The sequence below is a fragment of the Geodermatophilus sp. SYSU D00814 genome (assembly GCF_054050055.1).
The window spans coordinates 1-18,178 of the sequence record NZ_JBJGYP010000055.1 but is presented as its reverse complement, the minus strand read 5'-3'; the positions used below and the strand labels follow the sequence as shown (position 1 = coordinate 18,178).

Below are 18,178 nucleotides of genomic sequence, written 5' to 3'. Positions count from 1 at the left end.
GTCCTCCCGCACGTCCCACCGTGCGGGAGGACGCCCGGCGGTGAGGGAGGACGGGGTCGGGCCGGCCGCACCGGGTCGCCGGCCGCGCCGGATCGGGCCGTCAGGACGCGGTCAGGCCGCCCGGGTCGTCGCCGCCCCGGGCTCGTCGAGGGCCTCCGCGGCCTTGCACAGGTTGCGGACCATGCTGCCGAACACGATCCCGTGGAACGGCGAGATGCTCCACCAGTAGAGGTGGCCGAGCAGGCCGTGCGGGTGGAAGGTCGCCTTCTGCCGCAGCCGGGTGCGACCCTCGTCGGCACGTTCCACGTGGAACTCCAGCCAGGCCAGGCCCGGCAGCCGCATCTCGGCGCGCAGCCGCAGCAGCCGGCCCTCCTCCAGCTCCTCCACGCGCCACCAGTCCAGGGCGTCCCCGACGTAGAGGTCGCTGGGGTCGCGGCGCCCGCGGCGCAGGCCCACCCCGCCCACGGCCCGGTCCAGCCAGCCGCGCACCTCCCAGGCCAGCGGGAAGCTGTACCAGCCGGTCTCGCCGCCGATGCCCTCGACCACCCGCCACAGCGCCGCGGGCGAGGCGTCGGTCTCCCGGGTCCGCTCGTCGAGGTAGAGGCTGCCGCCGGCCCAGTCGGGGTCGCTGGGCAGCGGGTCCGACGGCGCCCCGGGCACCGACGCGCCCGTCCACCGGGTGACGACGTCGTGGTCCCGGACGCGCTGCACGGCCAGCCGCACCGCGTCGTCGAAGCCCAGCAGCCCCTCCGGCGGGTCGGGCACGTACCGCGCGATGTCGTGCTCGGAGGCGACGACGGTGTTGCGCAGCGACTCCACCAGCGGCCGGGCGATCGACGCCGGCACCGGCGTGATGACGCCGACCCAGTGGCTCGACAGCGACGGCGTGAAGACCGGCACCGGCAGGATCCGCCGCCGCGCCAGCCCGGTCACCTCGGCGTAGCGCTGCATCATCTGCGCGTAGTCCATGACGTCGGGGCCGCCGATGTCGAAGCAGCGGTGCACGTCCGGCGGCAGCGTGGCGCAGCCGACGAGGTAGCGCAGCACGTCGCGGATCGCGATGGGCTGGATGCGGCTGTGCACCCACCGCGGGGTGACCATGACCGGCAGCCGCTCGGTGAGGTAGCGCAGCATCTCGAACGACGCCGAGCCCGAGCCCAGCACGATCGCTGCGCGCAGCACCACCGTGGGCACCCCGGAGCCGAGCAGCACGCGGGCCACCTCGGCGCGCGAGCGCAGGTGCGGGGAGAGCTCCTCGTCCGAGGGCTCGAGGCCGCCGAGGTACACCAGCCGGCCGACGCCCGCGCCGCGGACGGCCCGGGCCATCACCTCGGCCGTCTGCCGGTCGCGCTCCTCGAACGCACGGCCGACGGCGAGGGAGTGGACGAGGTAGTAGACGACGTCGGCGCCGGTGCACGCCCGGGCCACCGCGTCGTCGTCGGTGGCGTCGCCCTCGACGACCTCGACGTCGCGGATCCAGGGCCGGTCCCGCAGCTTGCCCGGCGAGCGGGTCAGCACCCGCACGCGGTGGCCGGCGGCGAGGAGCTCGGGCACGAGGCGGCCGCCGACGTAGCCGGTGGCGCCCGTGACCAGACAGGTCAGGTCACGCTGGGCGGGCTGCACGTCGACGAGTCTGCGAGTCGCCGTCGGCCCGTGCCCGACGGCCGGATCGGTTCCGGCCGCCCAGCGCCCCTGGGCGGGCGTGTCGGCCCCGGGGGCAACACCGGTGGTGCGAGCGGTGCCGCGAGTGGCGCAGACGGGACGTCAGGGCGTGCGTGGCGCCGTTCCTGTCGGTGGACCCGGTAACATGGACGGCAGGAATCCCCAGCATCCGGCTGAGTGGCGCTGTGCGCCCTCGGAGCCCTCCCGTGCGGAGGTGCCCGCGCGCCGGCTGCGCGACAGAAGGGCCCCACGTGGTCGCTCGGACCCAGACTGAGAACAGCTACTCCGGCAGCTCCATCACCGTCCTCGAGGGGCTCGAGGCGGTCCGCAAGCGGCCCGGCATGTACATCGGCTCCACCGGTGAGCGCGGCCTGCACCACATGGTGTGGGAGGTCGTCGACAACTCCGTCGACGAGGCGCTCGCCGGCTTCTGCGACACCGTCCGCGTCACCCTGCTCGCCGACGGCGGCGTCCGGGTCGAGGACAACGGCCGTGGCATCCCGGTCGACCTGCACCCGCGCGAGAAGCGGCCGACCGTCGAGGTCGTCATGACCGTGCTGCACGCCGGCGGCAAGTTCGACGGCAAGAGCTACGCCGTCTCCGGCGGTCTGCACGGCGTCGGCGTCACCGTCGTCAACGCGCTGTCCACCGCCCTCGACGTGCGCATCTGGCGCGACGGCAGGGAGTGGCACCAGTCCTACGCCCTGGCCAAGCCCGGCCCGCTGGAGGAGGTCGGCCCGACCACCAAGCAGGGCACCCAGATCACCTTCTGGGCCGACGGCGACATCTTCGAGACGACGAGCTACTCGTTCGACACCATCAGCCGCCGGCTGCAGGAGATGGCCTTCCTCAACAAGGGCCTGACCATCGTCCTGCGCGACGAGCGCCCCGGGCACGGCAAGGCCGAGACCGGTCTGGGTGACGAGAAGTCGGTGTCCGTGGAGGCCACGGCCCCGGGCACCGAGGACGCCGCCTTCGAGCCCACCGAGATCACCTACCGCTACGACGGCGGCCTCGAGGACTACGTCCGCCACATCAACGCGAAGAAGACCCCGATCCACCGCTCGATCGTCGGCTTCGGCGCCGAGGGCGTCGGCAAGAACGACATGCGGATGAGCGTCGAGGTCGCGATGCAGTGGTCCGACGCCTACTCGGAGTCGGTCTACTCCTTCGCCAACACGATCAACACGCACGAGGGCGGCACCCACGAGGAGGGCTTCCGCACCGCGCTCACCTCGATCGTCAACCGGTACGCCGTCGAGAAGAAGATCCTCAAGGACAAGCCGGAGGACAAGCTCACCGGCGAGGACATCCGCGAGGGCCTGGCCGCGATCGTCTCGGTCAAGATCGGCGACCCGCAGTTCGAGGGCCAGACGAAGACCAAGCTCGGCAACACCGAGGTCAAGGGCTTCGTGCAGCGCATCTGCAACGAGCAGATCTCGCACTGGTTCGAGGCCAACCCGGCCGAGGCCAAGACGATCATCACCAAGGCCGCCTCGGCCGCCCGGGCGCGCCGTGCCGCCCAGGACGCCCGCAAGCTCGCCCGCAAGAACCTGCTCAGCAACAACTCGCTGCCGGGCAAGCTGGCCGACTGCCGCTCGACCGACCCCCGCAACTCCGAGGTCTACATCGTCGAGGGCGACTCCGCCGGCGGCTCGGCCAAGTCCGGCCGCGACTCGATGTTCCAGGCGATCCTGCCCATCCGCGGCAAGATCATCAACGTCGAGAAGGCGCGCATCGACCGGGTCCTCAAGAACACCGAGGTCCAGTCGATGATCACCGCCTTCGGCACGGGCATCCACGACGAGTTCGACCTGTCGAAGCTGCGGTACCACAAGATCGTCCTCATGGCCGACGCCGACGTCGACGGCCAGCACATCCGCACGCTGCTGCTCACCCTGCTGTTCCGCTTCATGCGGCCGCTGGTCGAGGCCGGCCACGTCTACCTGGCGCAGCCGCCGCTGTACAAGATCAAGTGGGGCGGCAAGTGGGGCGACCAGTACGCCTACTCCGACCGCGAGCGCGACGCGCTGCTGGCCGCCGGCAAGAAGGAGGGCCGCAAGGTCCGCGAGGAGATGATCCAGCGGTTCAAGGGGCTCGGTGAGATGAACGCCAGCGAGCTGTGGGAGACCACCATGAACCCCGAGACCCGCCTGCTGCTGCAGGTCACCCTCGACGACGCGGCCACCGCCGACGAGCTGTTCAGCATCCTCATGGGCGAGGACGTCGAGGCGCGCCGCAGCTTCATCACCCGCAACGCCAAGGACGTCCGCTTCCTCGACGTCTGACGAAGGACCCCCGTGCCCCCCACCGCTCGCACGCTCGCGGCGGGCCCCTGCACGGGGGCCACCTGACGTCCACGTCCTCAGCACGAACCGGAGAGACCGAAGAGTGACCGAGACACCCGCCCGCGACCGCGTCGAGCCGGTCGACCTGCAGCAGGAGATGCAGCGCAGCTACATCGACTACGCGATGAGCGTGATCGTCGGCCGCGCCCTGCCGGAGGTCCGCGACGGCCTCAAGCCGGTGCACCGACGCGTGCTGTTCGCGATGTACGACCAGGGCTTCCGCCCCGACCGCGGCTACGTCAAGTGCGCCCGCCCGGTCGCGGAGGTCATGGGCAACTACCACCCGCACGGCGACTCGGCGATCTACGACGCCCTCGTGCGGCTGGCCCAGCCGTGGTCGATGCGCTACCCGCTCATCGACGGCCAGGGCAACTTCGGCTCGCCGGGCAACGACCCGCCGGCCGCCATGCGCTACACCGAGTGCCGGCTCACGCCGCTGGCCATGGAGATGCTGGCCGGCATCGACGAGGAGACCGTCGACTTCCAGGCCAACTACGACGGCCGCACCCAGGAGCCGCTGGTCCTGCCGTCGCGGGTGCCCAACCTGCTGATCAACGGCTCGGCCGGGATCGCGGTCGGCATGGCCACCAACATGCCGCCGCACAACCTGCGCGAAGTCGCCGAGGCCGTCTACTGGGTGCTCGACCACCCCGACGCCGAGCCCGAGGAAGCGCTCACCGCGTGCATGGAGCGCATCAAGGGCCCGGACTTCCCGACCTACGGCCTCATCGTCGGCCGCGACGGCATCGAGGACGCCTACCGCACCGGCCGCGGCTCGGTGAAGATGCGCGCCGTCGTCACGGTGGAGGAGGACTCCCGGGGCCGGGTGCAGCTCGTCGTCACCGAGCTGCCCTACCAGGTCAACCCGGACAACCTGGCCGAGTCGATCGCCGAGGCGGTCAAGGAGGGCCGGCTGCAGGGGATCAGCGAGATCGCCGACGAGTCCAGCGACCGCGTCGGCCGGCGGCTGGTCATCACCCTGCGCCGCGACGCCGTCGCCAAGGTGGTGCTGAACAACCTCTACAAGCACACCCAGCTGCAGACGTCGTTCGGCTGCAACATGCTCTCGATCGTCGACGGCGTCCCGCGGACGCTGCGGCTCGACGAGCTGGTGCGGCTGTGGGTCTCCCACCAGATCGAGGTCATCCAGCGGCGCACCCGGTACCGGCTGCGCAAGGCCGAGGAGCGCGCGCACATCCTGCGCGGCTACGCCAAGGCCCTCGACCAGCTCGACGCCGTCATCGCGCTCATCCGCAACAGCCCCTCGGCCGACACCGCCCGCACCGGCCTCATGGAGCTGCTCGAGGTCGACGAGGTCCAGGCCACGGCGATCCTCGACCTGCAGCTGCGCCGGCTGGCCGCCCTCGAGCGGCAGCGGATCATGGACGAGCTGGCCGAGATCGAGGCCCGCATCGCCGACCTGCAGGCGATCCTGGACTCTCCCGACCGGCAGCGGCAGATCGTCCGCGACGAGCTGGCCGAGATCGTCGACAAGTACGGCGACGAGCGGCGCTCGCAGTTCGTCGCCAACGAGGGCGACGTCTCCGTCGAGGACCTCATCGCCGAGGAGGAGGTCGTCGTCACCATCACCCGCACCGGCTACGCCAAGCGGACGAAGAGCGACCTCTACCGGTCGCAGCGCCGCGGCGGCAAGGGCGTGATGGGGGCGGCCCTCAAGCAGGACGACCTGGTCGACCACTTCTTCGTGGGCTCCACCCACGACTGGATCCTGTTCTTCACCAACAAGGGACGGGTCTACCGGGCCAAGGCCTACGAGCTGCCCGAGGCCAACCGCACCGCCCGCGGCGCGCACGTGGCGAACATCCTGGCGTTCCAGCCCGACGAGCGGATCGCCCAGGTCATGCAGATCAAGGACTACTCGGTCGCCCCGTACCTGGTGCTGGCCACCGCCAACGGGCAGGTGAAGAAGACCCGGCTGTCGGACTTCGACAGCCCGCGCAGCGGCGGCGTCATCGCGATCAACCTGCGCGAGAGCGACGAGCTGGTGGGTGCGGCGCTCATCGACCCCGAGAAGGACCTGCTGCTGGTCACCCGCGCGGCCATGTCGATCCGGTTCAAGGCCGACGACGCGACGCTGCGGCCCATGGGCCGGGCCACCGAGGGGGTCCGCGGCATCTCGCTGGCCCCCGGCGACCGGCTGCTGTCGATGATCGTGGTCGAGGAGGGCGTCGACGTCCTGGTCGCCACCGAGCGCGGCTTCGCCAAGCGGACCGGCATCGAGAACTACCCGCCGCAGGGCCGCGGCGGCAAGGGCGTGCTCACCGCCGACCCCAAGGCCCGCAAGGGTGCGCTGGTCGGCGCGCTGTCGGTGAGCCTCGGTGACGAGCTGTACGCGATCACCTCCGGCGGCGGCGTCATCCGGACCCCGGTCAACGGCGTGCGCCACAACAAGGACCGGGCCACCATGGGTGTCAAGCTCATGAACTTGCCCGAGGACGTGACGATCGTGGCGATCGCCCGGACGACGGACAACGACGAGCCCGCCGCCTAGGGTGAGACCGGGAGCACGGCGGGGCGTGGCCGAGGGTCACGCCCCGCCCCCGGCTCCCCTCGACGGACACGACCGGCGCCCGGGCGCCTCCGGCACCGCCGGACCTCCCGGGCGCGAGAACGCGGCGAGGGCCGCAGGCGAACGGGAGAACGGCATGAGCGACCGGCCGCAGGCGGTGCGCACCGGGGTCCGCCCGGAAGGCGCAGCCGGAGCGGACGGAGCCCCGGCGACGGGCTCGGTGCCCGCCACCGGTCAGCAGCCCGTTGCGTCCGGGGCCGTGCCGGCCGGGGCGACCCCGGCCGGCGGGTCCCCGTCGCTGACCAAGCCGGTCACCGGAGCGATGCCCGCCCCGCAGGCTCCGCAGCAGAGCCCGCAGGCGCAGCAGACCCAGCAGGTGCAGCGGCCCGCCGACGCGACGATGCCCCCGCCGACGGGCGCCACCCAGGTGGCCCCGCCGGCCGCGGCCCCGGCGCCCGCCCGCGCGCCCCAGCAAGCCGCTCCTCCGCAGCATGCACCCCAGCAGGTGGCGCCCCAGCCGGCGGTTCCGCAGTCGGCCCAGCAGGCCGCGCAGCAGGCACCGCCGGCCGGCCGGCCGGCGAAGGGCCGGGGCAACCGCGGTCCCCGCCGGGCTCGCCTGCAGCTGCGGCACATCGACACCTGGTCGGCGCTGAAGATCTCGCTGGTGCTGTCGATCGCGCTGTTCTTCGTCTGGATGGTCGCGATCGGGATCCTCTACGGCGTCCTGTCCGGCCTGGGCGTCTTCGAGACCCTCAACGACCTGTTCGGTCAGCTCGGCACGTCCTCGAGCGGTGACGGCGGCAGCGACGTCATCACGCCGGGTGTCGTCTTCGGCGGTGCGGCCGTCATCGGCGCGATCAACATCGTGCTCATGACCGCGCTGGCCACCGTCGCGGCGTTCGTCTACAACCTCTGCGCCGACCTCGTGGGCGGCCTGGAGGTCACCCTCGCCGAGCGCGACTAGTGGTGTCGGGGGCCCCGCCCGCCGGGGCCCCCGAGCACCCTTGTACGCTGGTCGAGGTCCACGGGCCTGTAGCTCAGGCGGTTAGAGCGCATCCCTGATAAGGATGAGGCCGGAGGTTCAAGTCCTCCCAGGCCCACCCGTGTACCGGTGCCCACGGCACCGCGGCAAGGCGGCCCCGTCCGTGGCCGCGGTCGTCACCAGGAGGTACCGCGTGCTCAAGCAGTTGGCCCTCGTCGCCGCAGCGGCCGGCGTCGCCGCCGCCGCCGTCCGTCGCCGCTCCGCGGGCACCGGCAGGGCCGAGGCCGACCTCTGGCACGAGGCCACGAGCGGCCCCCAGGCCGTCAGCCGCCCCACCGCCCGCTGATCCCGGCCCCGCAGGGGCCGCCGGGGACGTAGCTCAATTGGCAGAGCACCGCCTTTGCAAGGCGGGGGTTAGGGGTTCGATTCCCCTCGTCTCCACCCCTGGGACACCCGTCCCGGCCTGCGCCTGCCCGCTCCGAGCGGCGCCCTGCTGAGTCCCCACCCTCCCCCGTCGGGAGGAGCCGTCTCGAGTCCGTCCGGATCCGTTCCGATACCGCGAGCGTGACGGCCCGCCGGGCTCGTCGTGGCGTACGCCCAGTACGCGCAGCACGGCCTCCTGGGCTCGGTGGGCCTCGCGCTGCCCGTGGCGGCCCTGGGGGCCGTGGCCGCCCTGCCGATCCTCACCCGAGGGAGACGCCGGACCAGTTGCGGGTGCTCCGGGCCCTGGGGTGCCACAGCGCGCAGGGCCACCTCCTCGGCCGGCCCGTGCCCGCCGACGACCTCGTGCACGTGCTGGCCTCGGGACGGGTGACCGAGGCGTGCGCCCTGGGGGCGGGTGTGCATCAGTAGGTGAAGCGGGCGACGCCGGTGCGCAGGTCGGCCGCCATCCGGGACAGCTCGTCGACGGCGACCCGGGTCTGGGTCAGCGCCTGGGTGGTGGCGTCGGCGGCACCGGAGACCCCGGCGATGTTGTCCGCGATCTGCCCCGAGCCCTGGGCGGCCTCGGCCACCGAGCGGGACATCTCCGCGGTGGTCGCGGTCTGCTCCTCCACCGCACTCGCGATGGTGGTCTGGCGGTCGGAGATCTGCGCCACGATCGTGCTGATCTCCCCGATCGCGCTCACCGCCGCACCGGTGTCCTTCTGGATCGCCTCCACCCGCCGGGCGATGTCCTCGGTCGCCTTGGCCGTCTCCTGGGCCAGCTCCTTGACCTCGTTGGCGACCACCGCGAAGCCCTTGCCGGCCTCCCCGGCCCGGGCGGCCTCGATGGTGGCGTTCAGCGCCAGCAGGTTGGTCTGCTCGGCGATGGAGGTGATCACCTTGACCACGTTGCCGATCTCCGCCGAGGAGGCGCCCAGCTTCGCCACCGTGGCCGTCGTCGTCTCCGCCGCCGTCACCGCGCGGGCGGCCACCGCCGACGCCTCGGCGGCGTTGGTCGCGATCTCCCGGATGCTCGCGCCCATCTGCTCGGCACCGGCAGCCACCGTCTGCACCGACCGCGACACCTCCTCGGCGGCACCGGACACCACCCCGGACTGCGCGGAGGTCTCCTCCGCCGACGCCGAGATCTGCGCCGAGGACGCGCTCAGCTCCTCGCTGGAGGCCGCCACGGCGTCGGCCGAGGACGCCACCGACGACAGCACCGAACGCAGGTCCTGCACCGCCTCGTCCAGCGCCCGACCGGTCTCACCGAGCTCGTCCTTCGAGCGCAGCCCGCTGGTGCGCGTCAGGTCGCCGACCGCGAGGCCGGACGCGACGTCCTGCACCCGGCGCAGCGGGCCGACGATCTGCCGGCCGGTGTAGAGGGCGAGCGCGAGGCCGAGAACGGCGCCGACCGCCAGGATCACCAGGACCTGGGTGCGGCCACTGTGGTAGGCCGCCTCGGCGTCGGTCCGGGTGCGCTCGACGGCCTCGGTCTGGGCTGCGCTCAGCGCCTGCCCGGCGTCCACGACGATGCCGAACAAGCGGTCGCACTCGGCGAGGATCGGGGTGACGTCGACGGCGGGGTCCAGGGCCCGGCTGGCCGGCAGGATCGTGCCGTCCCGGAAGGCGCGGTAGTCCGCCACCACCGCGAGGTAGCGGTCCAGCAGGCCGGCGTCGACCCCCTCCCGGCGCAGGGCCGCCACCTCGGTGTCGAAGACGTCGTCGAACCGGGAGATCTCCTGCTCGCGGCGCGGCTTGTCCGCGACCGGCCCGGCCAGGTGCAGCAGGACGCGCTGCCGCATGCTGCCGACGGCCTCCTGTGCCTCGGCCAGGTCCCTGAGCGGGACCGCTCCCTCGCGGTAAATGGTCTCCGCCGCGGCGTCCACGGTGCCGAGCCGGAGGATCGACAGTCCTGCGATGGCGCCGGCCACCAGCAGCAGCGCCGTCAGCAGGACCATCAGCTTGGTGGTGACCCGTCGGTCGGCGAACCAGGTGGCGCGCCGCTCCTCGTGCGGGGTGACAGCCGTGCTCATGACGGGCTCCAGGGGGATGCGTGCCGGGGTGGTGCCGGGGGCCTTCCGAGGATGGGGGCCGGCGGGGCGTGAGCGGCGCCGGTCGCGGCAGCCCGGCGCAACTGCAACCGGAGGGGCGCCGACCCGGCCCTCCCGCAGGACTTGTCGACGCCGCGGCGCAGGTCACCGGCTCCCGGCCGCCCGCGACGAGCCGGGGCGGTCCGCCGTCGCCGCAGGTCGGCGCCGGGGTCCGCGCGCCGGCGGTCCACCAGTCGACCGGTGCGGACGACGTCGCCGTCCGGAGCCCGCACGGTCAGGCGGGGCCGGCACCCGACACGCGGCCCGCCGACGCACCGCCGCGCGAGGCGCGCCCGTCTCTGTTGACCCCGCGGGGGCCCCGCACGAGAGTCCCGGCTGCCCGCTCAGCGACGGGCCACCCCGGGTGGCCACCACGCGGTCACCCCGACCGGCGCCGGGGCCGTGGCCGGCCCCGCGCCTCCCCGCTCGTCCTCCGCACGAGCCCCGCAACACCGCACCACGCACCACCAGGGGGATGGCATGGCCATCGACCAGGAACGCCTCGACGCCCTGCTGGGCCGCTTCGTCACCGACCTCGGCGCCGGGTTCCACGCCGTCAACGCCGTCATCGGGGACCGGCTCGGTCTCTACCAGGCGCTCGCCGCCGTCATGCCGGCGACGCCGGAGGAGGTCGCCCGGCACGCCGGCGCCGACGAGCGGCACGTCCGCGAGTGGCTGTCCGGCCAGGCGGCCGGCGGCTACGTCACCTACGACCCGGCCACCGAGCGCTTCGCGCTCACCGAGGAGCAGGCGTTCGTGCTCGCGGCGCCCGACGGCATGCAGGCCGCCGCGGCCTTCCACCTCCCCGTCGCGCTGGCGATGAACGTCCAGGCACTCACCGACGCCGTCCGCAGCGGCAGCGGCTTCGCCTGGCACCGGCACGACGCGGCCCTCTTCGAGGGGACCGAGCGCTTCTTCCCGCCGGGCTACGCCGCCAACCTCGTCTCGTCGTGGATCCCCGCGATCGAGGGGCTGGAGGACCGGCTGCGGGCGGGCGGGAAGGTGGCCGACGTCGGCTGCGGTCACGGCGCCTCGACCCTGCTGATGGCGCAGGCGTACCCGGCGGCCTCCGTCACCGGGTTCGACTACCACCCGGCCAGCATCGAGCAGGCCGGCAAGCGGGCCGGCGACGCCGGGCTGACCCACCGGGCCACCTTCGAGGTGGCCTCGGCGACCGACTTCCCCGGCTCCGACTACGACCTGGTCACCGTCTTCGACGCCCTGCACGACATGCCCGACCCCCTGGGGGCGGCGCGCCACATCCGCGAGGTGCTCGCCCCCGACGGGGTGTTCATGCTCGTCGAGCCCTACGCCGAGGACCGGCTCGAGGACAACCTCAACCCGGTGGGCCGGCTCTACTACGCGGCCTCGACGGCGATCTGCGTGGCGCACTCGAAGACCGGGGAACCCGGCACCGCCCTGGGCGCCCAGGCCGGCGAGGCGCGCCTGACCGCGCTGCTCCACGACGCCGGCTTCACCCGCGTGCGGCGGGCCACCCAGACGCCGTTCAACCTGGTCCTGGAGGCGCGGCCGTGACCGGCGGCCCCGGCCCGTCCGGCGGGGGGATGGGAGAGTGGGGCCGTGACCGAATCGACCTCGCCCGCCCGTCGCGCGGTGCTGCACACCAACCACGGCGACATCACCGTCGACCTGTTCCCCGACCACGCGCCGAAGACGGTCGCGAACTTCGCGGACCTGGCCGAGGGCCGCCGTGAGTGGACGCACCCGGCCACCCGCGCGAAGACCACCGACCCGCTGTACGACGGGACCGTCTTCCACCGCGTCATCAGCGGGTTCATGATCCAGGGTGGCGACCCGCTCGGTCAGGGCTTCGGCGGCCCCGGCTACCAGTTCGGCGACGAGTTCCACCCCGAGCTCAGCTTCGACCGCCCCTACCTGCTCGCCATGGCCAACGCCGGGCCGGGCACCAACGGCTCTCAGTTCTTCATCACCGTCGGCCCCACGCCGCACCTCAACCGCCGGCACACGATCTTCGGCGAGGTCGCCGACCAGTCCAGCCGCGAGGTCGTCGACCGCATCGCCGCCGTGCGCACCGGCCGCAACGACAAGCCGGTCGAGGACGTCGTCATCGAGTCGGTCGAGGTGCAGCGCAGCTGACCAGCTCCCCGCCCGACGGGGGCACCGGCGCCGTCCCGCCGCCGGTGCCCCCGCCGGTCACCTGCTACCGGCACCCCGACCGGCCCACCGGCATCCGGTGCACGCGCTGTGACCGGCCCATCTGCCCGGAGTGCATGACGCCGGCGTCGGTCGGCTTCCAGTGCCCCGACGACGTCCGCGCCGGCACCGCCGGGGTGCGCCGGCCGCGGCCGGTCTCGCGCTGGGGCGCCGCCCGGCGGCGCTTCGGCCCCGTCACCACCACGCTGGTCGCGGTCAACGTCGTCGTCTTCGTGGTCACCGCCGTCTCGGCGGTCTCGGTCGGTGAGAGCCCGCTGGACAACTACCGCTCGCCGGTCTTCGCCGACTTCTCGCTGGTCCCCGTCCTCGTCGACGTCTACGGGCAGGACTGGCGGCTGATCACCGGCGCGTTCCTGCACATCGGCTTCACCCACCTGCTGCTCAACATGCTCAGCCTGCTGCTGTTCGGCCCCGAGATCGAGGCACGGCTGGGCTGGTGGCGCTACCTGTCGGTCTACCTGCTGTCGGCGCTGGGCGGCGCCGTGGCCATCCAGCTGTTCGGTGACCCCGGCCGGCCCGTGGCCGGCGCCTCGGCGGCCATCTACGGCCTCCTGGGCGCCCTCGGCGTGCTGATGGTCGCCGCCCGGCAGGACCTGCGGGGCCTGCTCACCCTGCTGGCAATCAACGTCGTCATCAGCTTCCTGCCCAACGTGTCCCTGCTCGGGCACCTCGGCGGCCTGGTCGCGGGCCTGCTCGCCACCACGCTGCTCGTCCTGGCCCGCCGCCGCGTCGCCGTGCAGGCCGCCGGGCTGGCCCTCCTCGCCGTGGTGATGGTCGCCCTGGTGCTCGCGATGCCCGTGCCGGTGGCCGTCCTGGGTCTCTGAACGGGCCGTTCCAGTACCTCACCGAGGGCGCATCGCCTCCAGGTCCTGCGCGACGGCGGCCGGGTCGGTGCCGAGGTCGCGGCGGCCGAGCAGCACCAGCGTGCCGTCGTCGTCGGGCCCGGCGGCGGTGTCGAGCTCGAGCAGCCGCGACCGCACCCCGAGCCGGCGGGTGCTCCGCAGCCGCACCCGCAGGCCCGGCCAGGGCAGCAGGGTGCGGCCGGAGAGCGTCCGGACGACGACGCCACCGGGACCGGCCGACAGCCGGGGCCGCAGGACGACGTCGCGCAGCGCCAGCGCCAGCAGCAGCGCCCCGGCGGTGCCGACCAGCACGCGGCCGGCGGTGTCGAGGGTCAGCGCGGCCAGCACCAGCAGCACGCCGCCGGTCCCCAGCACGACCGTCTCCGCCGTCCGCGCCGACCACTGCACGACCCCACCCTCCCAGGCCGGTGCACACGTCGCCGCGTCGGCTGTCCACAGGGACCCGGGCCTGGGGACGACGAGCGAGGGAGGGGATAAGCCCTGCTCGGCGCGCGTGTCGACGACTCGACGGTGGCCGCGTCATCGCGGTGGGTGACGGTCCCCCCTCGGCAGTCATGTCGACTCGTCCACAGGTGGGTACACAGCTGGGGACAAAGCACAGAGCTGTAGTTACGCGGCCGTCCTCCGCACCCCACGAGTCCCACGCGTGGTGTCCGCGCTGGTCAGCGCGGTGCGCTCGAACAGGCGTTCTCCACACGCGGTGGACAACTCTGGGGGCGGATCGTCATGTCGACCTGTGGATCCACCGGTGGCCTGTGCACGACGGTCCACACCCCGGGGACACCGCGGATCCGGGCTGGTGTAGGACCCCCGGAACGCACGAGGCCCCCGTCCCGAGGGGGACGGGGGCCTGGTGACGTGCTGGAACGGCCCCTCTGCAGGGTCCCGCCGCGAGCGTGCGAGCGGCGGGGGCAAAGGGGTCCTTCGTCAGCGCCAGCGCATCGACATGACCAGGCCCATCACCATGGCCCCGAAGCCGATGGCGAAGTTCCACGCCGACAGCGAGACCATGAACGGGATCTGGTCGCCGGCCACGTAGTAGACGACGATCCACAGCAGGCCCAGCAGCATGAGCGTGACCATGAGCGGCGCGTACCAGCGGGGACTGGGCTGCACCGCGCGGGCGGCGGCCGACCGCGCCTGCAGCACGCCCTCCGGCGGCGTGTAGACCGACTTCTTGCGCACCTTGGACTTGGGCACCGGGACCGACTCCTGCTGACTCGCTCGGGGTGCCGGTCCGTCGCGACCGGCACGATCGCTCCCCAGCCTAAGCTCCGGGACGACTCCACCGGTCGCGCCGACGGCCCCGCCGGGCCCGCGCCGTCCCTCCCGTCCCCCCAGGAGCCCCCGTGACGCCGTCCGAGCCCCCGGCCGCGGCCCCGGTGCCCTCCCGGCGCCGGCGGACCGCCTGGGGCGCGCTGGTACCGGTGGTCGCCGTGGCCGCGGGGCTGCTGTTCGCCACGTCCGGCCAGACTGCGCAGGGGTCGGACCTGCGCGCCGGCGACGTCACCGAGCTGTCGGCGCTGATCGCCGAGCGCAACGAGGTCATCGCCGACCAGGAGGCGCAGCTGACCGAGCTGCGGCGGCAGGCCCAGGCGCTCACCGACCAGGCCGCCGGCCGCGACGGCGCGGTCGCCGCCGCCCAGGCCGCCGGCGACGGCGGCGCGGTGTCCGCGGGCGTGGTGGCGCTGCGCGGGCGGGGTGTGGAGATCACCCTCGACGACGCCCCGCGGCGGCCCGACGGCAGCCTGCCGGCCGGCGCCCGCCCCGACGACGTCGTCATCCACCAGTCCGACGTGCAGGGCGTGGTCAACGCCGTGTGGGCCGCCGGTGCCGACGGTGTCGCGATCATGGACCAGCGGCTGGTCGCCACCAGCGCCGTCCGGTGCGTGGGCAACGTGCTGCTGCTGCACGGCCGCACCTGGTCACCGCCGTTCGTCGTCACCGCCGTGGGCGACCCGGCCGCCGTCCGCGCGCAGCTCGACGCCTCGCCGCAGGTCGCGGTGTTCCGTCAGGCGGTCGAGGACTTCGGCCTGACCTTCACCGTCCGCGACCGGCCGGAGGTCGTCCTGCCGGCCTACGACGCCCCGCTGGACATGGCCTACGCCACACCCGCTGACGGCTAGGCCCTCCCGCGTGTAGACAGGGCCCGTGAGCCGCCCGGTCCTCGTCGTCGACAACTTCGACAGCTTCGTCTACAACCTGGTCCAGTACCTCGGCCAGCTCGGCGTGCAGTGCGTGGTCCGCCGCAACGACGCGGTCACCGTCGACGAGCTCGCCGACCTCGACGTCGCCGGGGTGCTGCTGTCCCCCGGCCCCGGCACGCCCTCCGGCGCCGGCGTGACCGTGCCGATGGTCCGCGCCGCCGCCGAGGCGGGCACGCCCGTCCTGGGCGTGTGCCTGGGCCACCAGGCCATCGCCGAGGCCTTCGGCGCCGAGGTGGTGCGCGCCCCCGAGCTGCTGCACGGCAAGACCAGCGAGGTCGTCCACGACGGCGTCGGCGTGCTGGCCGGGCTGCCCTCGCCGTTCACCGCCACCCGCTACCACTCCCTCGCCGTCGACCGCGACACGGTGCCGGCCGAGCTCGAGGTCACCGGCAGCACGCCGTCGGGGATCGTCATGGCGCTGCGGCACCGCGAGCTGCCCGTCGAGGGCGTGCAGTTCCACCCGGAGTCGGTGCTCACCGAGGGCGGCCACCGGATGCTGGCCACCTGGCTGACCGCGTGCGGTCTCGCCCCGGACCCCGCGGTCGTCGAGACCGCCGCGGCGGGCGTGCGCCGGCTGTCGGCCGCCGTGTCCTGACGACCCCGCCGACGCACAGAGGGCCCCTCCCGGATCGGGAGGGGCCCTCTGTCGCTCGTACGGTCAGCCGCCGGTACCGCCGCCCGGCGCCGGCGGCGCCGGCGTCGACGTCGGGGTGGCAGCCACCACGACCAGCAGGGTGATCTGCCCGTCTGCTTCCACCGTCTGCCCCGGCTGCGGGTCGCTCCCGGCGACCGTGCCCGGAGCCTGGCCGGCCTCGCCCTCGGACGGCACCGCCGTGATGGTGCCCGTGAAGCCTGCCGCGGCCAGGGTCTGGCGGGCCTGCTGCTCGGTCTGGCCGACCAGCGACGGCGGGACGGTGATCTCGGCGGCCCCGCCGGACACCTGCAGCGTGATCGGGTCGTCGGCGGCGGCCTGCTGGCCGGCGGCCGGGGCGCTGGCGACGACGGTGCCCGCGGGCTGGTCGGAGTCGACCTCCTCGGTCGTGACGGCGGTGAAGCCCGCCGTGCGCAGCGCCTGGGTGGCCGCCGCCCCGTCCTGCCCGGTGACGTCGGGGACCTCGGCGGTGCCGTCGGAGACCGACAGCGTCACCGTGGTGGCCGGGTCGACCTGGGTGCCCTCCTCGGGGTCCACGGCGACGACCTGGCCCTCCGGCTCGAGGGAGTCGGTCTGGTCGCTGTTGACGTTGCCGGTCAGGCCGGCGCTCTCCAGCGCCGTCCGGGCCCGCTCCTCGTCGAGGCCGACCACCTGCGGCATCGTCGCCGTGTCGGGTGCGACGCCGACGGTGAGGGCGACCGTGGTGCCCTCGTCGACCTGCGCGCCGCTGGCCGGGGTGCTCTCCAGCACGGTGCCGACGGCGTCCTCGTCCGGGGTGACCCGCGGGGTGACCTCGCCGACGGTCAGGCCGGCCTCCTGCAGCGCGGCCTCGGCGTCGGCCCGCAGCTGCCCGACCAGCGCCGGGACGGTCACCTGCGCGGCGGCCTGCGGCGTGTCCCCGGGATCGTCGTCGCCGCCGGAGTTGACCAGCAGCGCCACCCCGACGACGGCGCCGATGAGCACCAGCGCCCCGACGACGGCGGCGATGACCCGGTTGCGCCGGCGCCGGCCCGCGGCCTCGTCGTCGTCCCAGCCGCCGTCGGCGCCGTAGCCGGCCGGCGTCGCGCCGAGGATGGTGGTCTTCTCCTCGTCGCCCATGACCGGCGTGGCCTCGACCCGCTGCCCGGCCAGCGCCCGGAGCAGGTCGTTGCGCATCTCGGCGGCCGACTGGTAGCGGTTGGCCGGGTTCTTGCTCAGCGCCTTGAGGACGATCGCGTCGAGCTCCGGCGGCACCCGGGGGTTGATCGACGAGGGCAGCCGCGGGTCCTCGCGCACGTGCTGGTAGGCCACCGACACCGGCGAGTCACCGGTGAACGGGGGCGCGCCGGTGACCAGCTCGAAGAGCAGGCAGCCGACCGAGTAGACGTCGGAGCGGGCGTCGACGGCCTCGCCGCGGGCCTGCTCGGGGGAGAGGTACTGCGCGGTGCCGATGACGGCGGCCGTGGAGGTCATGGTCGCGGCCGAGTCCGACACGGCGCGGGCGATGCCGAAGTCCATGACCTTGACCGAGCCGTCGGGCGTGAGCATCACGTTCCCGGGCTTCACGTCGCGGTGCACGATGCCGTTGCGGTGGCTGAAGTCGAGGGCGGCGCAGATGTCGGCGGTCAGGGTCATCGCCCGGTCCGGCGCCAGCACGCCCTCGCGGCGCAGCACGTCGCGCAGGGTCTCGCCCTCGACGTACTCCATGACGATGTAGGGCGTCGCGCCGGTGCTGGTGCGGTCCTCGCCGGTGTCGTAGACGGCGACGATCGCCGGGTGGTTGAGCGAGGCGGCCGCCTGGGCCTCCCGGCGGAAGCGCACCTGGAAGGAGGGGTCGCGGGCCAGGTCGCTGCGCAGCACCTTGACCGCCACCTCGCGGCCCAGCCGGAGGTCACGGCCGCGGTGCACCTCCGCCATGCCCCCGCGGCCGAGGACACCGCCGATCTCGTAGCGCTCGCCGAGAACCTGGGGGGTGGTCATCGGGAGTCCTCTCGGGCGGTGCGGTGGTGCGGCTCGGGCGGACCCGGACACGGGGCAGGACCGGGTGCGGCCCCGGTCCCGGCGGGGAGCCTAACGGCGGGAGCGCCCGCCACCCCGGCACCGCGGGGGGCGGGTGTCACGCCGGCGCACCGTCGGCCACGGCAGCCCCAGAGGCGTCGGGACCGGGCACCCCCGGCGCCCACGCGCCGGTGGCGGCACCGCGGCCCGGACCCCCCCCGGCCGCCCCACGCACCCTTCCCCGC

At 74.0% G+C, this 18,178-nt stretch carries 14 protein-coding genes and 2 tRNA genes; 11 read left to right on the top strand and 5 right to left on the bottom strand.

Features of this window, described 5'->3' with window-relative positions:
- Positions 1–111: 111 nt before the first annotated feature.
- Positions 112–1,623, bottom strand: coding sequence for an SDR family oxidoreductase (locus ACI780_RS23785; RefSeq protein WP_457005996.1), 1,512 nt, complete (start codon positions 1,621–1,623; stop codon positions 112–114).
- Positions 1,624–1,913: 290 nt separating this feature from the next.
- On the opposite strand from ACI780_RS23785, the gene gyrB reads away from it, so the two are divergent.
- The 6 genes from gyrB to ACI780_RS23755 all read left to right on the top strand — a co-directional run bounded on the left by gyrB (position 1,914) and on the right by ACI780_RS23755 (position 7,963).
- The gene (gene gyrB, locus ACI780_RS23780; protein WP_456872627.1) at positions 1,914–3,950 is read left to right on the top strand and encodes a DNA topoisomerase (ATP-hydrolyzing) subunit B; all 2,037 of its coding nucleotides are present in this window, start codon (positions 1,914–1,916) and stop codon (positions 3,948–3,950) included.
- Positions 3,951–4,053: 103 nt separating this feature from the next.
- Positions 4,054–6,522 (top strand): DNA gyrase subunit A, encoded by a 2,469-nt coding sequence (gyrA, locus tag ACI780_RS23775; RefSeq protein WP_456872626.1) that lies wholly within the window; start codon positions 4,054–4,056, stop codon positions 6,520–6,522.
- A 277-nt stretch (positions 6,523–6,799) separates the two neighbouring features.
- Entirely contained in the window at positions 6,800–7,504 is a 705-nt protein-coding gene (locus tag ACI780_RS23770; protein WP_457005995.1) for a DUF3566 domain-containing protein, read from the top strand.
- A 62-nt stretch (positions 7,505–7,566) separates the two neighbouring features.
- Positions 7,567–7,640: transfer RNA gene (locus ACI780_RS23765), tRNA-Ile, on the top strand.
- A gap of 75 nt (positions 7,641–7,715) precedes the next feature.
- A complete protein-coding gene (locus ACI780_RS23760; RefSeq protein WP_456872624.1) occupies positions 7,716–7,868 on the top strand; it encodes a DLW-39 family protein in 153 nt (50 codons plus the stop codon).
- Between the two features lie 22 nt (positions 7,869–7,890).
- Positions 7,891–7,963: transfer RNA gene (locus tag ACI780_RS23755), tRNA-Ala, on the top strand.
- 404 nt (positions 7,964–8,367) lie between these two features.
- Here the strand turns inward: ACI780_RS23755 and ACI780_RS23750 are convergent.
- On the bottom strand, positions 8,368–9,981 hold the full coding sequence (locus ACI780_RS23750; protein WP_457005994.1) for a methyl-accepting chemotaxis protein: 1,614 nt from the start codon (positions 9,979–9,981) through the stop codon (positions 8,368–8,370).
- Between the two features lie 537 nt (positions 9,982–10,518).
- On the opposite strand from ACI780_RS23750, the gene ACI780_RS23745 reads away from it, so the two are divergent.
- The 3 genes from ACI780_RS23745 to ACI780_RS23735 all read left to right on the top strand — a co-directional run bounded on the left by ACI780_RS23745 (position 10,519) and on the right by ACI780_RS23735 (position 13,058).
- On the top strand, positions 10,519–11,574 hold the full coding sequence (locus tag ACI780_RS23745) for a class I SAM-dependent methyltransferase (protein WP_457005993.1): 1,056 nt from the start codon (positions 10,519–10,521) through the stop codon (positions 11,572–11,574).
- A gap of 45 nt (positions 11,575–11,619) precedes the next feature.
- On the top strand, positions 11,620–12,156 hold the full coding sequence (locus ACI780_RS23740; RefSeq protein ID WP_456872621.1) for a peptidylprolyl isomerase: 537 nt from the start codon (positions 11,620–11,622) through the stop codon (positions 12,154–12,156).
- Positions 12,157–12,290: 134 nt separating this feature from the next.
- Positions 12,291–13,058, top strand: coding sequence for a rhomboid family intramembrane serine protease (locus ACI780_RS23735; RefSeq protein WP_456872620.1), 768 nt, complete (start codon positions 12,291–12,293; stop codon positions 13,056–13,058).
- An 18-nt stretch (positions 13,059–13,076) separates the two neighbouring features.
- Here the strand turns inward: ACI780_RS23735 and ACI780_RS23730 are convergent, their stop codons facing one another.
- Together ACI780_RS23730 and crgA are read right to left on the bottom strand one after the other, a co-directional pair.
- Positions 13,077–13,484: a PH domain-containing protein gene (locus ACI780_RS23730; protein ID WP_456872619.1), complete on the bottom strand. Its 408-nt coding sequence runs from the start codon at positions 13,482–13,484 to the stop codon at positions 13,077–13,079.
- Between the two features lie 540 nt (positions 13,485–14,024).
- Positions 14,025–14,297 (bottom strand): cell division protein CrgA, encoded by a 273-nt coding sequence (crgA, locus tag ACI780_RS23725; protein WP_457005992.1) that lies wholly within the window; start codon positions 14,295–14,297, stop codon positions 14,025–14,027.
- 149 nt (positions 14,298–14,446) lie between these two features.
- Here crgA and ACI780_RS23720 point away from each other — a divergent pair, with 149 nt between their 5' ends.
- Positions 14,447–15,223 (top strand): DUF881 domain-containing protein, encoded by a 777-nt coding sequence (locus ACI780_RS23720; RefSeq protein ID WP_457005991.1) that lies wholly within the window; start codon positions 14,447–14,449, stop codon positions 15,221–15,223.
- Between the two features lie 25 nt (positions 15,224–15,248).
- Complete coding sequence (locus ACI780_RS23715) at positions 15,249–15,899, top strand: aminodeoxychorismate/anthranilate synthase component II (RefSeq protein WP_457005990.1); 651 nt, start codon at positions 15,249–15,251, stop codon at positions 15,897–15,899.
- Between the two features lie 63 nt (positions 15,900–15,962).
- Here ACI780_RS23715 and pknB read toward each other — a convergent pair whose 3' ends face one another.
- Positions 15,963–17,915 carry a Stk1 family PASTA domain-containing Ser/Thr kinase gene (gene pknB / locus ACI780_RS23710; RefSeq protein ID WP_457005989.1) on the bottom strand — a complete coding sequence of 651 codons (1,953 nt, stop codon included), beginning with the start codon at positions 17,913–17,915 and terminating at the stop codon, positions 15,963–15,965.
- Positions 17,916–18,178: the final 263 nt, after the last annotated feature.